General features: G+C 68.0%; 20 protein-coding genes and 4 pseudogenes. 11 read left to right on the top strand and 13 right to left on the bottom strand.

The genetic code is table 11. From position 1 onward, the window contains the following. Positions 1-84 precede the first annotated feature (84 nt). A pseudogene (locus ACHMW8_RS03665) lies at positions 85-684 on the top strand (NAD(P)H-binding protein); the annotation flags it as partial. Between the two features lie 411 nt (positions 685-1095). Here the strand turns inward: ACHMW8_RS03665 and ACHMW8_RS03660 are convergent. The 3 genes from ACHMW8_RS03660 to ACHMW8_RS03650 form a co-directional block, all read right to left on the bottom strand. Next, positions 1096-2802, bottom strand: a complete 1707-nt coding sequence (locus tag ACHMW8_RS03660) for an ATP-binding protein (protein ID WP_395444783.1) — start codon at positions 2800-2802, stop codon at positions 1096-1098. Between the two features lie 204 nt (positions 2803-3006). Continuing rightward, positions 3007-3948, bottom strand: coding sequence for an electron transfer flavoprotein subunit alpha/FixB family protein (locus ACHMW8_RS03655; protein WP_395444782.1), 942 nt, complete (start codon positions 3946-3948; stop codon positions 3007-3009). After that, complete coding sequence (locus ACHMW8_RS03650; RefSeq protein WP_395444781.1) at positions 3948-4694, bottom strand: electron transfer flavoprotein subunit beta/FixA family protein; 747 nt, start codon at positions 4692-4694, stop codon at positions 3948-3950. Before ACHMW8_RS03650 ends, ACHMW8_RS03655 begins: the two co-directional genes overlap by 1 nt. Positions 4695-4901: 207 nt before the next feature. Between ACHMW8_RS03650 and ACHMW8_RS03645 the strand changes: the two genes are divergently transcribed. Then, the gene (locus ACHMW8_RS03645) at positions 4902-5177 is read left to right on the top strand and encodes a hypothetical protein (protein ID WP_395444780.1); all 276 of its coding nucleotides are present in this window, start codon (positions 4902-4904) and stop codon (positions 5175-5177) included. A 3-nt stretch (positions 5178-5180) separates the two neighbouring features. Here ACHMW8_RS03645 and ACHMW8_RS03640 read toward each other — a convergent pair whose 3' ends face one another. Beyond that, complete coding sequence (locus tag ACHMW8_RS03640; protein WP_395444779.1) at positions 5181-5759, bottom strand: cob(I)yrinic acid a,c-diamide adenosyltransferase; 579 nt, start codon at positions 5757-5759, stop codon at positions 5181-5183. A gap of 34 nt (positions 5760-5793) precedes the next feature. Next, positions 5794-6000: a twin transmembrane helix small protein gene (locus ACHMW8_RS03635; RefSeq protein ID WP_125155340.1), complete on the bottom strand. Its 207-nt coding sequence runs from the start codon at positions 5998-6000 to the stop codon at positions 5794-5796. Between the two features lie 376 nt (positions 6001-6376). On the opposite strand from ACHMW8_RS03635, the gene ACHMW8_RS03630 reads away from it, so the two are divergent. From ACHMW8_RS03630 to ACHMW8_RS03615, 4 genes and pseudogenes are all read left to right on the top strand, one after another. Then, on the top strand, positions 6377-6607 hold the full coding sequence (locus tag ACHMW8_RS03630; RefSeq protein ID WP_125155341.1) for a hypothetical protein: 231 nt from the start codon (positions 6377-6379) through the stop codon (positions 6605-6607). After that, a pseudogene (locus ACHMW8_RS03625) lies at positions 6604-7252 on the top strand (TetR family transcriptional regulator). Before ACHMW8_RS03630 ends, ACHMW8_RS03625 begins: the two are co-directional and overlap by 4 nt. Positions 7253-7331: 79 nt before the next feature. After that, the gene (locus ACHMW8_RS03620; RefSeq protein WP_395444778.1) at positions 7332-7940 is read left to right on the top strand and encodes a TetR/AcrR family transcriptional regulator; all 609 of its coding nucleotides are present in this window, start codon (positions 7332-7334) and stop codon (positions 7938-7940) included. 78 nt (positions 7941-8018) lie between these two features. After that, positions 8019-8399, top strand: coding sequence for a hypothetical protein (locus ACHMW8_RS03615; protein WP_395444777.1), 381 nt, complete (start codon positions 8019-8021; stop codon positions 8397-8399). A gap of 12 nt (positions 8400-8411) precedes the next feature. On the opposite strand, the gene ACHMW8_RS03610 is transcribed toward ACHMW8_RS03615, so the two are convergent. Beyond that, complete coding sequence (locus ACHMW8_RS03610; protein WP_395444776.1) at positions 8412-10601, bottom strand: TonB-dependent receptor domain-containing protein; 2190 nt, start codon at positions 10599-10601, stop codon at positions 8412-8414. Between the two features lie 105 nt (positions 10602-10706). Here ACHMW8_RS03610 and ACHMW8_RS03605 point away from each other — a divergent pair, with 105 nt between their 5' ends. Both ACHMW8_RS03605 and ACHMW8_RS03600 read left to right on the top strand, forming a co-directional pair. After that, on the top strand, positions 10707-11075 hold the full coding sequence (locus tag ACHMW8_RS03605; RefSeq protein ID WP_395444775.1) for a BlaI/MecI/CopY family transcriptional regulator: 369 nt from the start codon (positions 10707-10709) through the stop codon (positions 11073-11075). Next, on the top strand, positions 11068-12558 hold the full coding sequence (locus tag ACHMW8_RS03600; protein WP_395444774.1) for a M56 family metallopeptidase: 1491 nt from the start codon (positions 11068-11070) through the stop codon (positions 12556-12558). The genes ACHMW8_RS03605 and ACHMW8_RS03600 overlap by 8 nt, the downstream gene beginning before the upstream one ends. Here the strand turns inward: ACHMW8_RS03600 and ACHMW8_RS03595 are convergent. Then, on the bottom strand, positions 12555-14192 hold the full coding sequence (locus ACHMW8_RS03595; RefSeq protein WP_395444773.1) for a serine hydrolase: 1638 nt from the start codon (positions 14190-14192) through the stop codon (positions 12555-12557). The genes ACHMW8_RS03600 and ACHMW8_RS03595 overlap by 4 nt on opposite strands. Positions 14193-14250: 58 nt before the next feature. Further along, on the bottom strand, positions 14251-15945 hold the full coding sequence (locus ACHMW8_RS03590; RefSeq protein WP_395444772.1) for an acyl-CoA dehydrogenase family protein: 1695 nt from the start codon (positions 15943-15945) through the stop codon (positions 14251-14253). A 107-nt stretch (positions 15946-16052) separates the two neighbouring features. On the opposite strand from ACHMW8_RS03590, the gene ACHMW8_RS03585 reads away from it, so the two are divergent. Together ACHMW8_RS03585 and ACHMW8_RS03580 are read left to right on the top strand one after the other, a co-directional pair. Then, entirely contained in the window at positions 16053-16679 is a 627-nt protein-coding gene (locus ACHMW8_RS03585; protein WP_125155350.1) for a glutathione S-transferase family protein, read from the top strand. Between the two features lie 115 nt (positions 16680-16794). Then, on the top strand, positions 16795-17361 hold the full coding sequence (locus ACHMW8_RS03580; protein WP_125155351.1) for an SH3 domain-containing protein: 567 nt from the start codon (positions 16795-16797) through the stop codon (positions 17359-17361). 99 nt (positions 17362-17460) lie between these two features. On the opposite strand, the gene ACHMW8_RS03575 is transcribed toward ACHMW8_RS03580, so the two are convergent. The 5 genes and pseudogenes from ACHMW8_RS03575 to ccrA form a co-directional block, all read right to left on the bottom strand. Next, positions 17461-17967, bottom strand: coding sequence for a type II CAAX prenyl endopeptidase Rce1 family protein (locus tag ACHMW8_RS03575; protein ID WP_395444771.1), 507 nt, complete (start codon positions 17965-17967; stop codon positions 17461-17463). 43 nt (positions 17968-18010) lie between these two features. Beyond that, positions 18011-19126 (bottom strand): Rieske 2Fe-2S domain-containing protein, encoded by a 1116-nt coding sequence (locus tag ACHMW8_RS03570; RefSeq protein ID WP_395444770.1) that lies wholly within the window; start codon positions 19124-19126, stop codon positions 18011-18013. 170 nt (positions 19127-19296) lie between these two features. Further along, positions 19297-20771 (bottom strand): annotated as a pseudogene (locus ACHMW8_RS03565) (M20 family peptidase). A gap of 94 nt (positions 20772-20865) precedes the next feature. After that, entirely contained in the window at positions 20866-21516 is a 651-nt protein-coding gene (locus tag ACHMW8_RS03560) for a glutathione S-transferase family protein (protein WP_395444769.1), read from the bottom strand. Positions 21517-21581: 65 nt separating this feature from the next. Further along, a pseudogene (gene ccrA, locus ACHMW8_RS03555) lies at positions 21582-22866 on the bottom strand (crotonyl-CoA carboxylase/reductase). Between the two features lie 199 nt (positions 22867-23065). Here ccrA and ACHMW8_RS03550 point away from each other — a divergent pair. Next, on the top strand, positions 23066-23797 hold the full coding sequence (locus tag ACHMW8_RS03550) for an enoyl-CoA hydratase/isomerase family protein (RefSeq protein WP_395444768.1): 732 nt from the start codon (positions 23066-23068) through the stop codon (positions 23795-23797). Positions 23798-23840: the final 43 nt, after the last annotated feature.

The following is a 23840-nucleotide window of genomic DNA, read 5'->3' as shown; positions in this document are numbered from 1 at the left end:
ATAGGCTAATGGAGCATTCTCGGCAATTTCTATCGAGGCGCGCACGGCTCATTTTCTGGTCATCGACATTCCAGGAGACGCCCGATGACCATCCCGACCCGTATCGCTCTCGTCCTCGGCGCCAATGGCGGGGTGGGCGGAGAGACCGCCGCCGCTCTGGTCCGCCACGGCTGGACCGTCCGCGCCCTGGTCCGTGACCTAACCAAGACCGCCCGTCCGGGCTTCGACTACATCCAGGGCGACGCCCTCGACCGCGACGCCGTGGTCTCCGCCGCGAAAGGCGCTTCGATCATTGTCCACGCGGTCAATCCGCCCGGCTATCGCAGCTGGAAGAGCCTCGTCCTGCCGATGATCGACAACAGCATCGCCGCCGCTCGCGCCAGCGGCGCGCGGATCCTGCTGCCGGGCACGATCTACAACTACGATCCGACCGCCCATGCGCTGATCCACGAGACCACGCCGCAGCGCGCCTTCACCCGCAAGGGCAAGATCCGCGTCGAGATGGAGGCGCGCCTGGAAGCGGCCGCCGCCCCGGGGAGCGAAAATGGCGGCGTGCGCTCGCTGATCCTGCGGGCGGGCGACTATTTCGGACCGCGCTCGACAACGAACAGCTGGTTCGCCTCGGGCCTCGTCACGCCCGGCAAGCCGGTGAAGACTATCCTCTATCCCGGCGACAAGGGTGTCGGTCACGCCTGGGCCTATCTGCCCGACGTCGGCGAGACCTTCGCCCGGCTGGCCGACCGCGAGGCCGAGCTGCCGGCCTTCGCCCGCTTTCATTTCGATGGGCTTTGGGACGCCGATGGGACCGCCTTGATCCGCGCCATCGCCCGCGCCGCGGGTCTCAAGCGCCCCAAGGTGTTCCGCCTGCCCTGGGGCCTGGTTCCGATCGCGGGACTATTCAACGAGACCTTTCGCGAACTGACCGAGATGAGGCCGTTCTGGCGAGAACCCGTTCCGCCTCGACAACCGCCGTCTCGTCGCCTTCCTCGGCGAGGAGCCGCGCACCCTGCTGGAGACGGCCGTTACGGCGACCATGCGGGGCCTGGACGTACCGGTGGCGGAGCAGGGCGCGTCGTCGCGGTTGGCGCGGGCCGCCTAAGCCCGCGCGAGCCGTCGGTCGAACTGTCCGATGGTCGAGACGAGGGTCGCCATCTCGATCGGCTTCTCGATGAAGGCGTTCATGCCGGCCGAGAGGGCCTCGGAGCGCTCGTCGTCCATGACCCCGGCCGTCAGGCAGATGATCGGCAGTCGCGCCCAGCGGGGTTCGGCGCGGATGCGGCGGGTGGCTTCCAGCCCGCCCATCCTGGGCATGTTGAAGTCGATCAGCACCATGTCGAAGTCGGCCTCGCCCAAGGCGTCGATCGCGCCCTGGCCGTCGCCGGCCTCGACGATCTCGCAGCCCAGAGGGGCCAGCATCATGCCGATGACCTTGCGATTGACCGGATAGTCGTCGACGACCAGCAGCCGCAGCGGCGGTCCCGCCGGTGTCCCGCTGGGCTCAACCGTCGCGGCGGGCAGGTCGCAGAGGAAGGTCAGGACAAAGGTCGAGCCCTTGCCGACTTCGCTTTTGGCGGTGACCGCGCCGCCCATCATCTGCGCCAGGCGGCGAGTTATGTTCAGGCCCAGGCCCGTGCCGCCGGTGCGACGCGCCGTGGCCGGATCGGCCTGGACGAAGGGCATGAACAGCCGCTCCAGCACCTCGGGGCGGATGCCGATGCCGGTGTCGGAGACGGTGATCTTCACCCGCACGCGATCCGTCCCGGGCGCGGGCGCGCAGCCGACCCGCACGAGAATCTGTCCGAAGGGGGTGAACTTCACGGCGTTGGAGATCAGGTTGGTCAGGCACTGACGCACCCGCAGCGGGTCGAACGTCAGGGCGGCGGGCACAGTGTCTTCGACCCGCAGGGTGATGGTCGAACCCTTTTCGCGGGCTTGCGGCTGGTTCAGTCGCACGACGCGGTCGGCCAACTGGGCCAGATCGCCGACGATTGGAGCGATCTCCAGCTTGCCGGCCTCGATCTTGGCGAAATCCAGCACGTCGTTGAGAAGGGCCAGCAGGGTGCGGCCGGATTCCTCCAGCAGTTCGACCTGCTCGCGCTCGCCGGGCTCCAGAGGCTCCAGTTTCAGAGCCTGGGACAGGCCCAGCATCCCGTTCAGCGGCGTGCGCAGCTCGTGGCTCATCAGGGCCAGGAACTCGGACTTGGCCTGGCTGGCGATCTCGGCCCGGGCCTTGGCCTCCTCCAGGGCTCGACTGTTGCGGATGTTGGTCACGGCGGCTTTGGCGGTATAGGCGGTGAGCATCAGCGCGGCGAGGAAAAGCACTAGCCGCTGGCCCGCCGGGAACGGATTGAAGACCGCGGTCAGGGCCAGCAGCAGCAGGGCCGCGCCGCCGCCGACGATCAACAGCAGGAGCTTCGATCGCGCCGTGAACGCCTGGGCGTGGACCAGCAGGGCCGACAGCAGGCACAGGGCCGCCAGGCGCATGACCTCCTGGTCCAGGCTCCAAAGCAGCACGACCAGCGCCCACCAGACCAGATTCATCCAGACGACGGCCGCGACATAGGCCTGGCGCTGGCGGGGCGTGGTCGTCTGATCGACGCGCTGAGGCTTGCTGGCGATCCAGACCGCCGCCTCGGCGCTGGCGATGGCCAGACCCCAAAGCAGACCCGGAAGGGGCTCGACGAACAGGGCGTAGCACGTCGCGCTAAGCGCCCCGATGGCCAGGCGCAGGCCCAGCGTCGGCAGGCTGCGCGCCGTGACCGTGGTGACGCCTTCATCGAACCATTTCGACCAGCCCGGCACGATCGTTCTCCCCCGCTGCCCGCGCCCCTCGGGTTGCGGTCACGCTTTCGCACCCGAGCGCGGCGTGAGGCAACAGGCGGCGCCGAGGGCGGAACCGAAATCGGGTGTTTCGCTCAGCGGGTCCGCTCGTATCCCCGCCCAATAAGAAAGGCCCGGAGTTCTCCTCCGGGCCTTTCCCATGTTCGCGAGCCAGGGAGGCTGGGTTTATTTGCCCGCCGCCGTCAGGGCGTCCATCAGTTCCGGGACGGCCGTCTTGTAGTCGGCGACCAGGCCGAAGTCGGCCACCTGGAAGATCGGCGCGTCGGCGTCCTTGTTGATCGCGACGATCACCTTGGAGTCCTTCATGCCGGCCAGGTGCTGGATCGCGCCCGAGATGCCGATGGCGACGTAGAGCTGCGGGGCCACGACCTTGCCGGTCTGGCCGACTTGATAGTCGTTCGGGGCGTAGCCGGCGTCGACGGCCGCGCGACTGGCGCCGACGGCGGCGCCCAGCTTGTCGGCCAGCGGCTCGATCACGCGCTGGAACTCCTCGGCCGACCCCATGGCGCGACCGCCCGAGACGACGATCTTGGCCGCGGCCAGTTCCGGACGGTCCGACTTGACCATCTCTTCGCTGACGAAGCGGGTCTTGCCGGCGTCAGCGCCAGCGACGGTCTCCACCGAGGCGCTGCCGCCTTCCGCCGCCGCCGCGAAGGCGGTCGGGCGGACGGTGATCACCTTCTTGGCGTCGCTCGACTGGATCGTCTCCAGCGCATTGCCGGCGTAGATCGGGCGCGTGAAGGTGTCGGCCGAGACGACCTCGACGATGTCCGAGATCGGGGCGACGTCCAGCTTGGCGGCGACGCGCGGGGCGAAGTTCTTGCCGCCCGAGGTGGCCGGAACCAGGATCGCGTCGTAGTTGCCAGCCAGGGCCAGGACGGCGTCGGCCTGGGCTTCGGCGATACCGTGGCCCAGGGCGTCGGACTCGGCCAGCAGCACCTTGCGGACGCCGGCGATCTTGGCCGCTTGGTCGGCCACGCCCTTGGCGCCCTTGCCCAGGACCAGCACGTCCACGTCGCCCGAGATCTTCAGGGCCGCGGTGACGGTCTTGTGGGTGCCATCGCGCAGGTGCGCGTTGTCGTTATCGGCGACGACGAGAACAGCCATTACAGCACCCCCGCGGTGTTAAGCTTGGAGACCAGATCGGCGGCGGTTTCCACCTTGATGCCGGCCGAGCGCTTGGCGGGCTCGGTCACCTTCAAGACTTTCAGGCGCGGCGCGATATCGACGCCGTAGTCGGCGACCGTCTTGCTGACGATCTCCTTCTTCTTGGCCTTCATGATGTTGGGCAGAGACGCATAGCGCGGCTCGTTCAGGCGAAGATCGGCGGTGATGATCGCCGGCAGATCGACGTCCAGGACCTGCAGGCCGCCGTCAACTTCGCGGGTGACCTTGGCGGTCGAGCCCGAGACTTCCACCGCCGAGGCGTAGGTCGCCTGCGGCCAGCCCAGCAGGGCCGACAGCATCTGGCCGACGGCGTTGTTGTCGCCGTCGATCGCCTGCTTGCCCATCAGGACCAGGTTGGGGTTCTCTTCAGCCACGACGGCCGCCAGCAGCTTGGCCACGGCCAGCGGCTCGGGATCGGCGTCGGTGGTGATCAGGACGCCGCGGTCGCCGCCCATGGCCAGCGCCGTGCGGATCGTCTCCTGGGCTTGCGCCGGACCGATGCTGACGATGACGACCTCGGTCGCCACGCCCTTTTCCTTGAGACGCACGGCTTCTTCGACCGCGATCTCGCAGAAGGGATTCATCGACATCTTGACGTTCGCAAGGTCGACACCGGTCTGGTCCGCCTTCACGCGGGCCTTGACGTTGTAATCGATAACCCGTTTGACCGGGACTAGGACCTTCATCGGTTTCCACCGCCTCCAGGCTGCTTTTTTTCCTGCTTGGCCTCCGACTTACCGTTTCGGCGCCGCAATGCAAGTTTCCCTTTGCGTAAGCGTAATGCGTTAGGCTGGGTATGGTTCAAACGGTTGTACGATTTCCGGCGCTCCGTTGCGCGCTGGCGGCGCCTGGCGCCAATTCCCTTACGTGCGGAAAGGCGGTAAGGGGCGGCCATGAACAAGACTTTCACGCGCCTGAAGTACATCTTCCTGGGCCTGTTCGTGCTCCTGAGCGGCGCCGCCCTGACCTACCACGTCGTATGGGTGTGGCCGAAGGAGAAGTGCGAGCGTCAGGGGCGTCTCTGGGCTGGCAAGTGGATGAAGTGCGCCACAAGCTATTCGATCGAGACCTTGACGCGCCGCCCGCTGAACGTGCCGCCGATTAATGGCGAGGCCGCGGCGTCGGCCCCCGCGCCGGCGACCTCGCCGTCCGTTCCGGAAAAGAAGTAGGCGCTACCGCGTCGCGCCGGGCTTCCACAGGACGTCGGCGCGACCCTTGTCGTTGCTCCACCGCGCCGCGACAAACAGCAGGTCCGAAAGCCGGTTCAGATACTTGATCGCCGGTTGGCCCACGATCTCGCCGTCCATCTCCGACAGCGCCACGCAGGTCCGCTCGGCCCGGCGGCAGACGGTGCGCGCCACGTGCAGGGCCGCGGCTGCTGGCGACCCCGCGGGGAGCACGAACGACGTCAAAGGCGCCATCTCGCCGTTCAGCAGGTCGATCTCGCGCTCCAGCCGTTCGACCTGGCCGTCGAGGATGCGCAGCGGCTCCCATTCCGGCTTGCCGTGCTGCTCTGGCGTGGCCAGATCCGCGCCCAGGTCGAAGAGGTCGTTCTGGATCCGCTCCAGCATGGCGTCGAGCACGGGGTCGGTCGCCGTGTGCTGGCGAGCCATCCCGATCGTCGCGTTGGTCTCGTCCACCCCGCCGTAGGCTTCCACCCGCGGCGAGGCCTTGCTGACCGGCGCGCCGGTGGCCAGCCGCGTCGAGCCGCGGTCGCCCGTGCGGGTATAGATGCGATTAAGCGTGACCATACGTCGCGGACTCCGGTTCGGCGAAGCAGTCTACCTACGCGCCGCCACGCCGCCACCAGAACGCGGCGGCGACCAGCACGATGATGGCGATGAACTGCAGCAGCACGCGCAGGCGCATCAGCTTGTTCGAATAGGAGCGGCCGAAGTCGCCGCCGCGAAACAGGGCGTAAAGCCCGGCGGCCAGGGCGATCAGGACCGCCAGCAGGGCGGCGGGAACGAGGAAGTCGAACAGGTGGCTCATGGCCTCGGAGAATAGGGCGTTGCGTCAAGCCGCGCCATAGAGGCTGGAGCCGTAAGGGCGTCAGGGGAACGCCTCGGAGGTCCCTCGACCCAGGGCGGCGACCGAGTTCGATGACCATCGTCCGTTGAGCTAATTCGCCGAACTTGTTCGGTGAGTGAATTTGTCGCAGTGACCCCTTGAGAGCGCTCTCATATCTATGGCACGCGCCATTGTTCGGCGATTCGAGTTCTATTTTGCGGTTGCAATGGCCTCCCCCTGGCGTTATTGCGCCCGCTTCCTATTTTTCAGTGTGCGTTCGTTGAACATGATCAACCTCCCCCACCGCGGATCGTTCAACGCCTTTCACTCACCCCAGCGGGGGTAGGAGTTACCTGCAATGGCCCAGAGCGCTCTGCTCTCGACCAACGCTGAGCTCTCCGCGTCCGATCGCGAAGAAGCCATGGCCGAAGTCCGCCAACTGATCACCGACCTCCGCGACGCCGCGCAGGATGGCCGTCAGTTGGCCCGCCGCTACGCCGACGTCCTTCAGAATGTCGTCGATGAGTACTGCATTGAATTCGAGAAACGCGCTGAAGCCGCTCTCGCCCGCCTGGAGGCCGCCGCATGAGCTTTGTGTCCGTCAATATCGAGTCCGCCACCGATTCCCCGGTGAAGCTGACCCGCCGGGCCCTGGCCAAGCAGCGCACTCGTGAACGCGTCCTGGCCGCCGCCCGCAGCCTGTTCAGCGAGCGCGGCTACGAAAGGCGCCACCATCCGGGATATCGCCCAGGCCGCCGGCATGTCGACCGGCGCCGTGTTCGCCAGCTTCGCCGACAAGTCGGAGCTGTTCGAAGAGATCCTGACCGCCGACTACGAGGTCATCTACGCCCAGATGACCCAGGCCTCGCGCAACGCCAAGACCGTCGACGAAGCCCTGCTGGGCCTGTTCGGCGTCGCTTACGGCTTCCACGTCGAGCAACTGCCGCTGCTGCGCGCCAGCATCGCGGTGTCCTGGACCCGGTCGGAAGCCGCCGAGCGTCGCGCGCGCGGCGACATCAAGCACCTGTTCCTTCTGATCGCCGACGCCCTGCAACGGGCCATCGATCAGGGCCAGTTGAAGAAAGATATCGACGTCAAGCTCTTGGCTGAAATGAGCTGGGACGTGTATGTCGCCAACTATCGCCGCGCCGTCTACGATGGTTGGTCGGTGGAAGCTCTGCTGGCGCGGCTTTCGGATCAGCTGAAGGTCATCTTCGCGGGCGCTCGCGCCTGACGAACGAAACTGGGCGCTCTGTTCGGGGGAACGGAGCGCCTTTGTTACAACGACGCTAGCGTGTTCGAGGGGGACGTGCGTGGGCGTAAGAACTGATCAGAAGGCGGCGACTCGGGAACGAGTGCTCGAAGCCGCCAGGGACCTCTTCAACGAGGTCGGCTACGACGAGACGACCATCCGCGCGATCGCCGAGCGCGCGGGGGTTTCCGTCGGTAGCGTGTTCACGACCTTCGCCTCCAAGGCGGAGGTGTTGAGCCACGTGATGAACCACCGGTTGGCCGAGCTCTACGCCGAGCTCGACCACGTGGCGCCGCTCCTGCGCGGCGGCACCGCTGACAAGCTGTGCTCGATCTTCGCCATCCACTACGAGTTCGAGACCCGGCGGGTGAAGCTGTTCCTGGCTCACATCGCCGCCTCATACAATCCGAACAACGATCCGGGCGTTACGCCCTATGGCCGCAATCCGCGTCTGTCCCAGATGCTGCTCGACGTCCTGGAAGAGGGCGTGCGCAAGGGCGAGGTGCGGGGCGACCTGGATTTGCGCCTGATCATCGACACCCTGAAGGCCTCGTACGCCTGGAATTACCGCATGGCCGCCGCGGCTGGCGGGAACATGCCGGCGGCCGAGATGTCGGCGGTCATGGACAAGCAGATCGCGGTGATCGCCGAGGGGTGGAAGCCACGGTAACGGGCGCTTTTTGATTTAGATCATCCGGAACAGGGCGCCCGTCTGGGAATTGTTAACGCGCCACCCAGGAGCGTCGGCATGCGTGTCCCGATCTCGTCTACCGTCTCTTTCGCCCTTCCGCTGATGGTCGCGGTTCTGGCCGCGACGCCGTCCCTGGCTTGTTCGGCGCGGGCGGCGGCGGGAGACACCATCGCCGGACCGGTGCTCGAGGTTCCCGCCGCCAGCGTGATTTGCGTGGCCCTGGGCCCCAAGCCCTCGGACTGGGTGCGGGTACGTCTGGATGGCGGCGCATCGGGCGCTTCGATCGACCGTAAGGTCCTGATGGCCGCCGCCTTCGCTCGGCGGGTGGAGTGCGTTTTGGACGCCGACGGCCGGGGCCAATGCCGCCTGGAGGGCGCCGACGTCGTGAGCCTGGCCCAGACGCCGACCGTTCAGCAAGCCGCGCTTAGCTGGCGCTGAGCACCCCTTTCCCTACTGTGGTCCCGCCCCCGGGTTCTGGAACTCGAAGCCGGGATCCTTGCGGCCCTTGCCCGTCCCGAAAGTCCAGGCCAGCGTGATGCGAATGTTGCGGGCGTCGGGGTCGCGGACCACCAGGCTCTTCAGCGCGGGCGTATCGATCACCTGCTTGTCTCGGTAGAGGCCGAGGGCGTCCTGGACGGAGACCAGCAGGGACAACTGCTCGCTGATCTTGCGGCGATAGCCGAGGTCGATCCCCGCGAAGGGCAGGGCGTAGCCTTGCGGCGTCAGGCGCTTTCCGACCAGGAAGCCGTTGACCTGCAGCAGGTCCTTGGGCGTGGCCTGCCAGCTCAGGCTGGCGCGGCCCTGGGCCGTCGTGCCGTTGCGCTTGTCGGTGAAGCCCAGGTTCGAGCCGTCCAGCTGCGCCCAGAACAGGGTGCTGCTGAGATTATAGGTCAGCTTGGGGGTCAGCTTGCCGTTCAGGACCAGCTCCAGGCCGCCGTTGCGGGTCTGGGCGACATTGGCCTTGGTGGTGACGAAGACGCCGCCGCCCCGGTCGGTGACCACGTCGGTGACCACCTTGTCGTTCTCGCGATAGAATAGAGTGGCGAGGGCCATCATCGGCGCCTTGCGGTACTGCCAGCCCAGCTCGAACGAGTGGGTCTGCTGGGGCTTCAGGTTCGGGTTGCCGATCCGGTAGTTCAGCGGGTCCACCAGGAACGGCACGGGATTGAGGTCGAACGGACCGGGGCGTTGCAGCCGCTCGCTGTAGCTGGCGGTCAGCTTCTGCCGGTCGTTCTGCTTGTACGACAGGTGCAGGCTGGGCATCAGCTTGGTCGTGTCGTTGTCGTCCTTGCGGCCGCTCGAGGTCAGGTCCAGCTTCGACTGCTCGTAGCGCAGGCCGGCCAGCATCGTCAGCGCGCCCAGCGGGCGCTCGTAGGTGACATAGGCTTGGCTCAGCCGCTGCTCGTAGAAGAACGTGTTGGTCAGGCCGGGGTCGGCGGCGAGGCCGCTCAGCGAACCGCCGCGCAGGCCCACATTCTCATAGACATTGTCGTCGAACTGCAGGTCGAAGCCCAGCTTGAGGGTCTGGCCCGGACCCATCGGCCGGACATAGTCGCCCTTGAGATCGGTCTGGCGGGTGTCGTAGCCAAACCGCTGCTGGTCGTAGGCGCTGGAGGCGCTTGGCGCCGTCGCCAGGGTGTGGCCGGTGCGGGTGCGGTTGTCGTCGGTGACGTCGTAGCTGAGCCTCAGCGACAGCTCGTGGCCGTCGCCGTCGAACTTGCGGCGCAGGCTGCCGACGATCGCGCCGTTGTCGCGGCGCTGGCGGAGCGTCAGGTCGCGCCGATAGGCCTGGATGAGCGCGCCAGTGGCGTCCTTGCGCGTGGTGTCGGCCGCGCTGTCTAGCGCCAGGTTGAAGCGCGACAGCCGCGCTTCGCCGCCGATCCGCAGCTTGTCGGAGACGTCGTAGTCGACCGTGGCCTGGCTGGTGACGCCATCGATGTCGAAGTCGGTGGCTCCTTGGGTTTCGCTGTCGAGATTGGCCTGCTGGCGGCGCTCGTAATCGACCTGGTCGAAGACGTCGCGGCGATAGTTGATGTCGCCGGCGGCCGACAGCTTGCCGCTGTTGTAGCCGATATTGCCCGACAGGCCGCTTCGGCCATGGTCGCCGCCGGTCAGGCGGATCGAACTGGTGCGGCCCGCGCCCTTGGCCTTCTTGGTGATCAGGTTGATGACTCCGCCCGTGCCGTCGGCGCGGAACTCGGCCGAGGGGTTGGTGATCACCTCGACGCGGTCGATGCGCTCGGCCGGCATCTGCTGCAGCGCCTGGCCTCGGCCATCGCCCTGGAACAGGCCCGAAGGCTTGCCGTCGATCAGGATGGTGACGTTGGGATCGCCGCGCATGCTGACATTGCCCTGCACGTCGACCTCGACGGAGGGGACGTTGCGCAGGGCGTCGGCGATACCCCCAGACTGCGCCGCCAGATCGCCTGAGACGCTGTAGCTGCGGCGATCGATCGAGGTGCGCACCGCCGGGGCGTCGGCGGTGATGGTCACGGCGCTGACGCCATTACCGCCCTCGGCGGGCCTGGCGGCGGGGGTCTTCGTCTCCGTCGACGCCTGGGAGGCGGTAGGCTGCGGGACGGATGACGTCGCCGCGGCGGCTTGAGCGGCGAACGCGATCCAGGCGGTACCGATTGGCACTTGAAAATTCCCCTCTAGGTGGCTGGCGTCGGTGACGAACTGAGCTAGGATACAGCTGTATTCTCAATTGGAATACAAATGTACTTTCGGTAATGGAGTGGGCGCATGCGGATTTCGGGCGCCGAGAGCCAGGTCATGGAAGCGCTGTGGCGCTGTGGCCCCCTGACGCCCGAAGGCGTGGTCGCCGAGGTCGGCGAGGCCCACGATTGGGCGCCCGGCACGGTGAAGACCCTGATCACCCGGCTCCTGAAGAAGGGCGCGATCGCAGGCGCTCGCGAGGCGGGCGGCTATCTCTATCGGCCGCTGGTGTCGCGCGACGACTACGTGCAGTCCGAGAGCCAGAACCTGGTCGACCGCCTTTTCGGCGGCGAGGTAGCGCCCTTGGTCGCGCACTTCGCGCAGCACCGGGCGCTGACGGCTAAGGACGTCAAGCTGCTCAAGGACCTGATCGCGGACATCGAGGACGATGGCTGAACTCTTCTCGGACCTGCTGGACCTGAACCTCGCCATGGCCGTCGCGGTCGCGGCGGTGATGGCCCTGCGCCTGCCGGCGCGGCGGCTGTTCGGAGCCCGGGTGGCCTATGGTCTGTGGAGCCTGCCGCTGCTGGCCGCGCTGGCCATGCTGCTCCCCGCGCGGGTGCTGACGATCCGGGTTCCGGCGGCGTCGGTCGAGGCGGGGCAGGCCTCGGTCGTGTCCGGGACGACCCTGGCCAACGCCCCGGTCGATATCCGGCCCTATCTGGCGGGGCTCTGGCTGATGGGCGTGGTCGCGAGCCTGGCCTGGCTGGCCTGGAACCAGCTACAGTTCGCCCGCGCGGCGAAGGCGGGAAAGGCTGGGCCGGCGGTGATCGGCGTGCTGCGGCCGCGGGTGGTGGTCCCCGACGACTTCGAAGGCCGCTACACGCCGCGCGAGCGCGAGGTGGTGCTGGCCCACGAGCACGCTCACCTCCAGCGCCGCGATCCGCCGGTCAACGCGCTGATGGCGCTGGCGACCTGCGTCAACTGGTTCAACCCGGCGGTCCATGTGATGAGCCGCTGGCTGCGTATCGACCAGGAACTGGCCTGCGACGCCGGCGTGGTCGCCGCCTATCCGAAGGCGCGCCGCGCCTATGCCGAGGCGATGCTGAAGACCCAGCTGGCCACGCGGCCGCTGCCGCTGGGCTGTCACTGGGCGGCTCATCCCCTGGCCCAGCGCGTGCGGTTGTTGTCGCGCCCGACGCCCAGCCGCTTCCGCCGCCTGGCCGGCCTCTGCTGCATCGCCGTGCTGGGGCTGGGCGGCGCTTCGGCCGTCTGGGTCTCGCGGCCGCCGGACGTGGTGATGGCCTTCGACCCGCCGCGCTCGGTCGAGACGCCGCCGGCGCGAGCGCCGCGTCCGCCCAGCCCTCCAGCCGCGCCGCCCGCGCCCAAGGCCGCGCCGCATCGCGCCCTCACGGCGCCCGCCCCCGTCGCCGTCACCGAGCCGATCCTGGCGCCCGTGCCCGAGCCGCCGCCGGTCGCGATCGAGCCGCCGATGCAAATGCGCCGTGTACGGATCATTCACGCCATGGCCGACCGTTCACAGGTCCAGCCCGGCTCGGCGGTGCGGGTGGTGGCCAGCGGCGTCGCGCCCGACGGCGCCCACCTGTGGGCCGACTTCACCGCCTTCGGCTCGCAGCGGCTCTATCGCAAGGGGGCCTATGAGCGGGGCGGCAGCCGCTATTCGCTGTTCACCAGCGTCGTCCAGCAGGGCGAGCGCCTGCTGGTCACGGTCAGCCTGGGCCGGGGCTTCCGGCCCGACCAGACCGGCTCGATCGATCTCCTGCCCAACCAGACCGGCGTGGTGCGTTTGCCGACCGGCCAGGATATCGTCGTGTCCACCAGCGTCCGCGCCGAGACCCCGGACGAGATCGAGGAAGGCCGCCAGCTGACGGCCTACCAGGCGATGTTCGAAGGAATGCGGCGCCCTGAACGGGGTTAGGCTTCCTTGGTCAGCCGCAGGTCCTGGTAGTCGAAGCTGAAGTCGGCCAGCGGCGACACCGCCTTGACCAGGGCCGAAACCACCTTGCCGTCCTTCAGGTCGAAGGTGAAGAAGGCGTCCTCCTGCGTGCGGTCGTCGAAGACCGTCTTGAAGGTCTCGCCGTCGAAGACCTCAAGCTTGCCCTTCAGGAGCGGGGTCTTGTCGAAGGCGACGTGCAGGCCCTGCTTCTTGCCCCCTCTTCCCTTGGTTGGGCCGACGACCGTGATCGTCACCGTGCCGTACCAGGGGTCGCGATAAACCCCGGCATAGGCGGCCAGGGGCAGGCTGGGCTTGGCGCCGGACGAGGGCGTCGTGGCCTTGGCCGCGTCCTTGATCGTATCGGCGTCGGCCTGGGCCTGGACACGTTTGGACGAGGCGATCCAGTCGAAGTCGTTGCGGCCCTGCAGGCGGTCCGGCCCGCCGTAGCGCAGCGAGCGCAGGACCGGATTCTCCTCGGCGTTGGTCATGACCATGATGCCGGATTTCCGGCCCGGCAGCAGGCCCGTGTAGGAGATGAAGCCGGCCAGGCCGCCGGTGTGCCACAACAGACGCTCGCCGCGATGATCCTGGACGAACCAGCCCAGGGCGTAGGCCTGGATCGACGGACGGACCGGGTTCTCCGTGATCGGACCATCGGTCGAGGTGGTGATGGTCTGCGGCTTCCACATCTCCTTGGCCGAGGCCTCGCTCCACAAGCGCTTGCCGTTGGGCGAGAGCCCCAGGCCCAACTGGACCATCAGCCACTGGGCGATGTCCTTGGGCGTGGAATTGACCCCGCCGGCCGGACCCGCGGCGTCGAAGCTGCCGTCGAACGGCAGCACGGTCTGCGGACCGAGGCCCCGTACGGGCGGGCCCAGGCGGCAGTGCGGCTCGGCGCGGTGGGCGCGGTCGACCAGGGCCGGGCTGGAGACGGTGTCGTTCATGGCGAGCGGCTGGAAGATCCGGGTCTTGATGACCTCTTCCCACTTCTGGCCGGTGACGGTCTCGATCAGGACGCCGGCGGCGACATAGAGCACGTTGTCATAGGCGTAGCCGCCCCGGAACTGGCCGCCGATCGGCAGGTACTTCAGCCCCGCCACGATGTCGGCGCGGGTATGGGTGGGCGAGGGCCAGATCATCAGGTCGCCCGCGCCCAAGGTCAGCCCGCTGCGGTGGACCAGCAGGTCGCGGACGGTCATCAGCTTGGTGACCACCGGATCGCTCATCTGGAACGACGGCATGTACCGGGTGACCGGCGCGTCCCACTCCAGCTTGCCCTCCTCGACCAGCATGGCGATCAGGGCGGCGGTCATGGCCTTGGTGTTGGAGGCGATGCCGAACGCGGTGTTTTCGTCGACCTTGTCCTGGCCCCCCAGGCGCTTGACGCCATAGCCCTTGGCCAGGGTGACCTTGCCATTCTCGACCACCGTGACACCCAGGCCCGGTTGATCGGGGAAGGCGGCCATGACTTCTTGCGCGAACTTGTCGACCGCCGCGCCGACCGCGCCGGTGTCCTGGGCGCCGATTCCTTGGGCAAGGGCGCGGTTCCCGAACGCCGCCAGACCCCCGGTCGCGAGCGCGGAAACGAGGGCGGTGCGTCGGGTCGTGGCGATCATGGAGGCGTCCTTGTTTGAGGGCGCGAGGCTAAGCCGAGCCTCGGCCTATGGACAAGCCTCAGTTCCCGCCGTCCAGAAGCCGTCGCGCGATCACCTGGGCCTGAATCTCTCCGGCGCCCTCGAAGATGTTGAGGATCCGGGCGTCGGCCAGCAGGCGGCTCGCCGCGTATTCCATGGCGAAGCCGTTGCCGCCATGGATCTGCAGGGCGTTGTCCGCCGCCGCCCAGGCCACGCGGGCGGCGATCAGCTTGGCCATGCCGGCCTCGAGATCGCAGCGCTTGCCCTCGTCCTTCTGGCGGGCGGCGAAATAGGTCAGCTGGCGCACGCCCATGATCTCGGCCGCCATCATGGCCAGCTTGTTGGACACGCGCGGGAAGTCAAAGATCGGCTGCCCGAACTGCTGGCGGTCGAGCGCATAGCCGAGGCCGGTCTCCAGCGCCGCCTGGGCCACGCCGACGGCGCGGGCGGCGGTCTGGATGCGGGCGCTCTCGAACGTGGCCATCAGCTGTTTGAAGCCCTGGCCCGGGACGCCGCCCAGCAGGTTCTCCTTGGGCACGGTGAAGCCGTCGAAGCCCAGCTCGTACTCCTTCATGCCGCGATAGCCGATCACCCCGATCTCGCCGCCGCTCATGCCCTGGGCGGGGAAGTCGTTCCCTTCGACGCCGCGCGGCTTGGGGGCCAGCAGCATGGAAAGGCCGCGATAGTCGGTGGTGGCCGGGTCGGTGCGGACCAGCAGGGTCATGACGTCGGCGCGGGCGGCGTGGGTGATCCAGGTCTTGTTCCCGGTCACGACGTAGGTCTCGCCCTCCAGCGTGGCGCGGGTGCGGAGAGACCCCAGGTCGGAACCGGTGTTCGGCTCGGTGAAGACGGCGGTCGGCAGGATCTCGGCGCTGGCGATCCTGGGCAGCCAGTATTGCTTCTGCTCTTCCGTGCCGCCGGTCAGGATCAGCTCGCCGGCGATCTCCGAGCGGGTGGCCAGCGACCCGACGCCGATCCAGGCGCGCGACAGCTCCTCGGAGACCACGCACATGGCGGTCTTGCCCATGCCCGAGCCGCCGTACTCCTCCGGAATGGTCAGGCCGAAAACGCCCAGGGCGCCCAGCTCCTCGACCAGTTCGATCGGAATCAGCTGGTCCTTCAGGTGCCATTCGTGGGCGAACGGGGTGACCTTTTCCTCGGCGAAGGCGTGGAACTGGTCGCGGATCATCTCGAAGGTCTCGTCGAGACCGGTATGCTCCAGCGTCGGGCGGCCACGCGCCTCGGCGAGCAACTGGGCCACACGGGTCTTCACGGCTTGGCTCCCGCCCTCAACCATCAGCTTCATCAGGCCGTTGGAGTAGAGCCGGTTCAGCACCGCCCGGTCTTCGACCAGATGGGCCGGACGGACGATCTCGCCCTGGTTCATCGGCACGCCGCCGACCAGCTGCGCGCAATATTCGCTGAACAGCAGTTGAGCCAGCAGGGCCTCGACCTCGCCGAACCGGCCTTCGTCCTGGAGGCGCTCGGCCCAGCCGGCGACCTGGTTCAGGAGCTCCGCATAGGCCGCGTACCAGCCATAGCCATGGACGCGGTGCTGGTGGACGTCGGCCAGTTTGCGGTCGACCTTCCCTCCGGCGGGAGCGATGTGGGCCAGGACCTGCGGCTTGGCCTCGGCCACGAACAGCTGGGCCGCGTCCGCAGCCTCGCGCAGCAGGCCGATCAGGCCCGGCAGGATCAAGGTTTCAGTCGTGTTCCGGCTGACCGTATCGGTCATGGCTTGCTCCCCTGCGCCAAACAGTTGTTTTCTTTCACCCTGACGCCTTTCGCATCTGCGAGCAATGCCGCAGCGCAACATGCGGTTCAAAAATCGGGGAAGAAACAATGCTGACGGTCCACCACCTGAACGAGTCGCGCTCGCAGCGGATCCTGTGGCTGCTGGAGGAGCTGAACCTCCCCTACGAAATCGTCTTCCACACCCGCGACCCCAAGACCCGTCTGGCGCCGCCGTCGCTGACGGACATCCATCCGCTGGGCAAGTCGCCCGTGATCGTGGATGGGGATCTCACGATCATCGAGTCCGGGGCGATCATCGACTACGTCATCCGCCGTCATGCCGAGGGGCGCCTGGCCCCCGATCCGGCCAGCGCCGATTACGACCGCTACCAGCAGTGGCTGCACTATGCCGAGGGCTCGGCCATGCTGCCGCTGATGCTCAACATGTATGTCGGCCGTCTAGGCGAGGCCGGCGCGCCGCTGCACCCGCGCATTCAGGGCGAGATCGCCAACCACCTGGCCTTCGTCAACGACCATCTGGCCGGGCGTGCGTATTTCGTCGGCGAGGACCTGACCGGCGCCGACATCCAGATGAGCTTCGTGCCCGAGGTGGCGAAAGCCATGGGCAAGCTGTCGGAGTACCCGCACATGGCCGCCTGGATCGAGCGGATGCACGCGCGGCCGGCCTGGAAGGCGGCGCTGGAGAAGAGCGGTCCCTACGCGCTGGGGGCCTGAGCCAGATTTTTTCAACATGAACGAAATCTGCTGAATCGGTCCGCGCTACCGTTCAGCTTCACCCTGTCATGGTCTGTCTCACGGGGTTGCTGACCCCGGCAACTTTCAAAGGGACATGAAGACCATGACCATCACCACCAAGATCAAGACCATCACCCTGACCCTGGGCGCGGCCGCCACCGCTCTGTCGCTGGCCGCCGCCCCGCAAGCCAACGCCGGCGTCGTCGGCTGCAAGGCCTCGGGCTCCAAGCAGGAAGTCGGCGCGGTGCTGGGCGGGCTGCTGGGCGCGGTCGCCGGCAACAAGATCGCCGGCAAGGGCGACCGCGGCACGGGCACGGCCATCGGCGCCGTGGTTGGCGCCGGCGCCGGCTCGGCAGTCGGCTGCGGCATGCAGAAGAACGAGGCGGCCAAGCAGGTCGGCGGCGTCTACAAGTCGGGCGGCTATCGCTACGCCCAGACGGTGCAGGCCGCCCCGCTGGTCAAGATGGACAAGAAATACGTCACCCGCTCGACCGTGAACCTGCGGGCCGACGCCTCGACCCGCGGCGAGCGCCTGGGTTCGGTGGCCTCGGGCACGACCTTCCAGGCCCTGGGCCGCACCGGTGACGGCAAGTGGATCCTGGTTGGCCAGGACGGCGTCGGCGTCGGCTACGTCTCCAGCGCCTACGTCTACCGCGCTTAAGGTTTGAGTTTCGGGGCGCGTCCGCTCCGTCCCTCTGGCCGCGCCTTCGAGGAGAGCCCGTTCGGTCGCCCCCATGACCGGACGGGCTTTTTCGTGCGCCTATGAGAGGGCGCTGACCCCGCCCAGCCAGGTCTGCCAGATCACCACCAGCGCCCAGTGCAGGATCACCGCCGGCCAGATCGAGCCGGTCCGGCGCTTCATTACCGCGCAACCCAGGCCCAGCACGGCGCAGCACAGCAGGAAGTCGGGGCGCAGGAAGATCGGGGCGGCGGCGGGCAGGAAGGTGACCGCCTCGAAGACGTGCCAGAGCGTGTAGAGGCTGGTGGAGAGGGCGATCTCAAGCCTTGGGCGGACGCTGTCGTTGGGGCCGGGCGTCAGGACGCCCCGGAAGGGGATCTCCTCGCCGAGGGCGGGGACGAAGAACGCCACCAGCATCCGCAACGCCAGGCCCGGTTCGGTCGGCTGGAGCCGATAGAGGCCGGTGACGAAGCCGATGACCATCATCAGCGCCAGCGTGGCGGCGGAGACGGCGAGGCAGAACACCCAGCCGCGCGGGGAGGGCAGGGTGCGGAGGCTGGTGAGGAGGCGGTGGCGATAGATGTTCAAGTTCAGTCCACCGCGAAAACCCTCTCTCTATGAGAGAGGGCTTTTAAGTCCGCCATCGCAGCGTCTGATCCTTCACCGGATTGACGAAGGGGCGCCCCTCTTTCCGGCTGGCGGCCCATTCGCGCTTGCATTGGTGGTACCAGCGGGCCTGCTGGTCGGCGTCGCCCACCCACATCAGCGGCGGATTCTGCCGCAACCCCGGGGTCTGGGCCGCGACGATGGCGCCGTCCTGGCGCAGGAAGGCGCGGGCGGCCACGCGGATGATCGGATAGAGCGCCGTGAACGCCCAGTGATCCGACCACATGATCTGGTTCATGCGGGTCTTGTGGGCGTTGATCGGCGTCATGGCTGACAGGGCCAGCACCTGCCTGTCGCCGACCGTCACGTGCTCCCAGCGCAGGCCCGGCAGACGGAAGGTGATCTCGGTCAGCGGCTCGCCGCCCAGGATGGCGTAGGCCTTGGAGTTCTTGGAGGGCTCGTGCCGCACCATGGTGAAGCCGGCCTCGGACGGGCTGAAGGTCTTCTTCTTCTCGTGCTGGCTGGTCTTGGTCCGCCACCACCATTGCTGATGGACGAACGGTCCGTGGGCCGGGTCGATCAGGCCCAGCACGGCGTGGTCGATGTGGATGTCGTAGTCCAGATGGTCGACCAGCTTGGGCTTGCCGCCCACGATCCCGGGGATGGTCGGCGGCGGCTCTGGCGGCTGGCCCTCGAAGCGGGGGGCCGACGACATCCAGATCCAAACCAGGCCCTGCTGTTCGACCGTGGGATACTTGCGCACCCGCACCTTGGAGATGTCGAAGTCGCTGTCGGCGGTCAGGGACGGGATCGCCTTGCAGGCGCCGTCAGGTCCGAAGCGCCAGCCGTGATAGGGGCACTCGACGCTGTCGGTCCCGTCGGCCTCGCGGTGGACGCGGCCGGCCGAGAGGGCGGCGGCGCGGTGGGGGCAGATGTCGCGGATGGCGTAGACTTGGCCCGCGCGTGTGCGGCCCAGCAACACCGGCTCACCGAGATATTCGCGCTTGTCCATCTTGCCCGGCTTGAGGTCGGGCGACAGGCAGGCGACGTACCAGGCGTCCCAGACAAAGCCCTCGCCGAACCTGTCCAGCGGAAGCTTGCCGGGTTTGACCTTCAGCAGCGGGGCGTCGTCGGCGGGCATGGTTGCGCTTCTAGCGGTTCAGTGGACACCGTAACTCGAGGCGCGATGTCGCACGCCAATGCGACACCCGTGCTTGGGCTCGGGAAAGCGACAGCCAAAGTTGTAGGCGGTTTGTTTCCGCCAAGTCCCCCGACCGTGTTCCCCCGAACACGCCCCACCCCAGGAAGACGTCACCGCGACGCGGCGGTCTCCACCAGGCGCTGATAGAAGCGCACCATTCGCCCGACATTGTCCAGGCTGATGTGTTCGTCGGTGCCGTGGATGATCTTGGTCTCGTCGACCTTCAGCACCAGCGGCTGGAAGCGATAGACGTCGCTGGCCACGCCGCCGAGGTAACGGCTGTCGGTGCCGGCGGTGACCAGGCCCGGCACGACCGGAGCCTTGCTCTCGTCGGCGGCGAGGCCCGCCAGGGTCTTCCAGGCGTCGGAACTGGTCGAGGAGATGGGAGAGGGCTCGTCGGTCTTGGTCCACGACAGTTCGACCGGCAGCTTGCCAACGGCGTCCTTGGCCCGCGCCATCACCTTGGCCGAGCTGTCGCCGGGCGCGATGCGGTAGTTGATCCAGGCCGTGGCGTCCTGAGGCAGGACGTTCTCCTTGGGTGAGCCCTTCAGCATGGTCGGCGCGATCGTGGTGTGCAGCATGGCCGCCCTGCAGGGGTCTTGGCCGTGACCTTGACCAGCAGCGGCGCGAACAGCCAGGTGTTGGCGGCGAAAATCTTCACCACGGGCGAGGCGTGCGGAGCGATCGCTTTCAGCATGTCGGCGCCCGGGCCCTGGAACTTCATGGGCGCCTGGTGCTCGTCGATCGCCTGCACCGCCTTGGCCAGCGTGACGACGCCGCCGCCGTCGGCCGGCGGGGCCGAGGAGTGGCCGCCCACGGCGGGGGCCACGACCTTCATGGTGCCGTAGCCCTTCTCGGCCGTGCCGATGATGGCGGCGGGCTTGCCGGTGACGGGGTGGTCGGCGACCACGGCCATGCCCTCGTCCAGCACGAACTGGGCCTTGATGTCGCGCGACTTCAGCAGCGCGGCGGCGGCGCGGGCTCCGACGCCGCGCACCTCCTCGTCATGGCCGCTGACGATGATGACGGTGCGGACGGGCTTGAAGCCGCTGGCGGCCACGGTCTCCAGCGCCTCGAACAGCGTGACCAGCGAGCCCTTGTCGTCGATCGAGCCCCGACCCCAGACCGCGCCGTCGGCGACCACGCCGTCGAACGGCGGATGGGTCCACTGGCCCTCGCTGCCGGGCGTGACCGGCACCACGTCCTGGTGGGCCATCAGCACGATGGGCGGCAAGGCGGGGTTGGAGCCGGGCCAAGTGTAGACCAGGGTATGCTCGGCCACGACCTCGCGGGTCATGACCTTGTGCGCCTGCGGATAGGTCGTCTGCAGCCAAGCGTGCAGCTTGTCCCACTCGGCCGGCTGGTCCTCGGCCTTTTCCTGGTGGCTGATGGTCTGGAAGCGGACGGCCTCGGCCAGGTGGCCGGCGACCTTGTTGACGTCCAGAGGGCGCGCGGCGGCGAGTTTCACGCTGGCCGGATCCACCGCGGCCGGCGCCTTGAAAGTGGCGGTCCGCACCGCGACCACGGCCGTCACGGCCAAGACGAGACCCACGGCCGTCAAAGCGACCTTACCCCCGACACCCATCCTTCACTCCCCAGGCTCTGCGGCCGAACACTTGTTGGAGGCGACTGTGCGTCGGGCGGGCGCGGCTGGCAATGGCGCCGTTGGGGAGGGGCCTTCAGGCCCGTCCGGCCTTCAAACCTTCGACCCAGGCCCGTGTGGCATGACAGGCCGCCATGGCCCGAAGGTAGCCTTGGCGGGCGGTGGCGCGGGCGACATAGGCCTGTAGGGCGTCGCTCAGGGGATAACCATCGGTGCGCTGGGCGAATTCCAGGGCGTAGGTCACCGAGATGTCGGCCGCCGTGAACGCCTCGCCGGCCATGTAGGGGGCGCGCTCCAGTTGGCGGGTCACCAGGCCAAGGCGGCTCTCGAACACCGACCGAGCCTTGCGGGCGCCCCAGTTGTCGCGCTCCGCCTCGGGCGCGAGCATCTTGCTGACGACCACGAAGAACCAGGAGGCCGCCAGGCCCGCCTCGCCCAGGTGCAGGAACTGCAGGTACGCGCTAAAACTAGGATCTTCCGGGCTCGGCGCCAGCGGCGTCGGGCCGTATCGGGCGATCAGGTACTCCATGATGGCGATCGACTCGACCAGGATGGTGTCGCCGTCCTGCAGCGCCGGGATGAAGCCGGCGGGGTTGATGGCGAGATAGTCCGGATCGTTCTCGACGCCGGCCAACATGTCGACCGGCCGGAGCCGATAGGGCAGCCCCATCTCCTCCAGCAGCCAAACGACCCGGAAGCCCCGGCCTTCGCCATAGACGGTGATCATGGGTGAGCTCCCTGGGCTCCAAGGTCACCATAGCTTGTCACCCCGGCCTTAGCGAAGCACGGAGGTCAGCGTTCCTCGCTCAGCTCCTGCACTTCCTCGAACGTCCGCAGGCCCGGCCGCTGGGCGCAGACCAGCACCGCCATGTTCCCCGGCAGATGCTGGTTGGCCAGCATCTTCTCGTGGGCGGCGGGGATGTCGTGCCAGGGGAAGACTTCCGACAGGCACGGATCGACGCGGCGGTCGATGACCAACTGGTTGGCCGCCGACGCCTGCATGAGGTTGGCGAAGTGGCTGCCCTGCACGCGCTTCTGGCGCATCCACAGGAAGCGGGCGTCCATGGTCAGGTTGAAGCCCGAGGTGCCGGCGCAGATGGCGACCATGCCGCCGCGCTTGACCACGAACACCGAGACCGGGAAGGTCGACTCGCCGGGGTGCTCGAAGACGAGATCCACGTCGCGGTTGCCGGTGATCTGCCAGATCGCCTTACCGAACTTGCGGCTTTCCTTCATGTAGTCGTTGAACTCGGGGCCGTTCGACCTTGGGCAGCTGGCCCCAGCAGTTGAATTCCTTGCGGTTCAGCACCGCCTTGGCGCCCATCGACAGCACGAACTCGCGCTTGTCGTCGTCGCTCACCACGCCAATGGCGTTGGCGCCGACCACGGCGGCCAGCTGCACGGCGAAGACGCCCAGGCCGCCGGACGCGCCCCAGACCAGCACGTTCTGGCCGGGCTTCAGCTCATGCGGCTTGTGGCCGAACAACATGCGGTAGGCGGTGGCCAGGGTCAGAGTGTAGCAGGCGGCCTCTTCCCAGGTCAGGTGCTTGGGGCGCGGCATCAGCTGGCGCGACTGCACCCGGCAGAACTGGGCGAAGCTGCCGTCCGGCGTCTCGTAGCCCCAGATGCGCTGGCTGGGCGAGAACATTGGGTCGCCGCCGTTGCACTCCTCGTCGTCGCCGTCGTCCTGGTTGCAGTGGATGACGACCTCGTCGCCCAGCTTCCAGCGCTTGACCTTCTTGCCCACCGCCCAGACGATGCCCGAGGCGTCGGAACCGGCGATGTGATAGGGCTGCTTATGAGCGTCCAGCACGCTGATCGGCTCGCCCAGGGCGGCCCAGACGCCGTTGTAGTTGACGCCGGCGGCCATCACGAGGACCAGCACCTCGTCCTCGCCAATCTCCCAGGTGGGCACGACCTCGACCTGCATGGCCTGTGTCGGCTTGCCGTGGCGCTCCTTGCGGATGCTCCAGGCGTACATGGTCTTCGGGACATGGAAGGCCGGCGGGATCTCGCCGATCTCGTAGAGGTCCTTCAGGACCGGCGTTTCAGACGTCTCGAGCGTCGCGGTCGTCATCTCCACTCCCCATTCCTTGGCCGTCTTTCGCGCTGCAACAACGCATGAGGGCCAAACTCGGCTATGCGCGCCCGCTTGTTTTCGGGTCTCCGGAGCAAGGCTGAGACAACTGTTTGAAACTGGCAAGCGGAATCTTGTGCGTCGCAGCATCGCGTTGGGGAAGGTTGCCGGCTCCGACGCGCCGGGCCACGGTGGCGGCATGATCCACCTGTCGCGTCCGCAGCCCGCCATCGCCCTCGTTGAACTGGACACCGCGCCGGCCAACGTCCTGGCCATGGCCGAGCGGGCGCGGCTGCTGGAGGCCTTCGCCGCCATCGAGGCCGACCGAGCGGTGCGCGTCGTGGTGCTGACCGGCCGCAACGGCGCGTTCTGCACCGGCGACGATCTGGCCGAGTCGCTGTCGCGCGACGTTCCGACCCAGAGCGCGGCGATCCTGCACTTCCTCGACATGTGCGATCGCGTCGCGGCCTGCCGCGTCCCGGTGATCGCCGCCATCGACGGCTGGTGCATCGGCGGCGGGCTGGAGCTGGCCCTGGCCGCCGACATCCGCCTGGCCAGCGATCGCGCCAGCTTCGCCTGCTCGGCGGTGCGGATGGGCCTGACCGCCTCGGCCGAGCGCCTGACGCGGCTGATCGGCGAGAGCCGCTCCAAGCCCCACCTGCTGACCGGCGCGCCGTTCGACGCGGCGCGGGCCCTGGCGGACGGGGTGGCGGCGGAGATCCATCCGGTGGCAGACTTGCTTGAGGCGGCGCTGGCCGTGGCCCGCGTCATCGCCTCCAGAGCCCCGTTGGCCGTGGAGGCCGCCAAGCGGGTGGCTTCCGGGGTGTCGACGACGGAAGCGGAGACGCCGGGGCTCGCGGCGAGCGCCGACCACGCCGAGGCGAGGGCGGCGTTCATGGGCAAGCGGCCGGCGGTGTTCGAGGGGCGCTAGTTCGCACTCGCGAACCGCATATTGCGTCGCAGCAAATCCCGGC

This window comes from Caulobacter sp. UC70_42, from assembly GCF_044056025.1.
In the GTDB taxonomy this organism is placed as follows: Bacteria; Pseudomonadota; Alphaproteobacteria; order Caulobacterales; family Caulobacteraceae; genus Caulobacter.
Note: the sequence above shows the minus strand (reverse complement) of the source record. Positions and strands in the feature narration are given on the sequence as shown.